At 51.6% G+C, this 678-nt stretch carries 1 protein-coding gene; it reads right to left on the bottom strand.

Features of this window, described 5'->3' with window-relative positions; genetic code table 11:
• Positions 1-678, bottom strand: a 678-nt coding sequence (locus tag R7190_RS27775; RefSeq protein WP_318137916.1) for a molybdopterin dinucleotide binding domain-containing protein, incomplete at both ends; no start/stop codon positions are given.

Below are 678 nucleotides of genomic sequence, written 5' to 3'. Positions count from 1 at the left end.
CCGCGACGTACGTTGCGCGCTTTCGCATCTTCTGGGTGCATGTAACAAACCGCATCCGGTACTGCTTTGTACAGCTCAGGTACACGACGAGTCATGGTACCAGTGTGCCAGTGCTCAAGAACACGGCCTGTACATAGCCATAGGTCGAATTCTGAATCTGGCACTTCTGGTGGCGCTTCGTACGGTGCAGAGATGATCTTCGCTTTACCGTCGGCATTGCCGTAGAAATCCCAACCAGAGCCCGCTTTCGCGTATGGGTCCGAGCCTTCTTTAAAGCGCCACTGTGTTTCTTTACCATCAACGACTGGCCAACGTAGACCGCGTACTGTGTGGTACACATCGTATGGTGCTAAGTCATGACCATGGCCGCGGCCGAACGTTGCGTATTCTTCAAACAGACCTTTTTGAACATAGAAACCGAAGTGGTGCGAATCGTCGTTCAGTTCACGAGCCTCTTCAAGCGGGAACTTGTCAACTTGGCCGTTTTTGAACAGCATGTCGTACATGGTTTTGCCACGGTACTGAGGCGCTTTCGCTAGAAGTTCTTCTGGCCATACTTCTTCCATCTTGAAGCGTTTAGAGAACTCCATTACCTGCCATAGGTCAGACTTAGCGTCGCCTACCGTGCCTACTTGTTGGTACCAAGCTTGAGTACGACGTTCTGCGTTACCGTAAGCG

The sequence above is a fragment of the Vibrio sp. 1078-1 genome (genome assembly GCF_033340475.1).
Note: the sequence above shows the minus strand (reverse complement) of the source record. Positions and strands in the feature narration are given on the sequence as shown.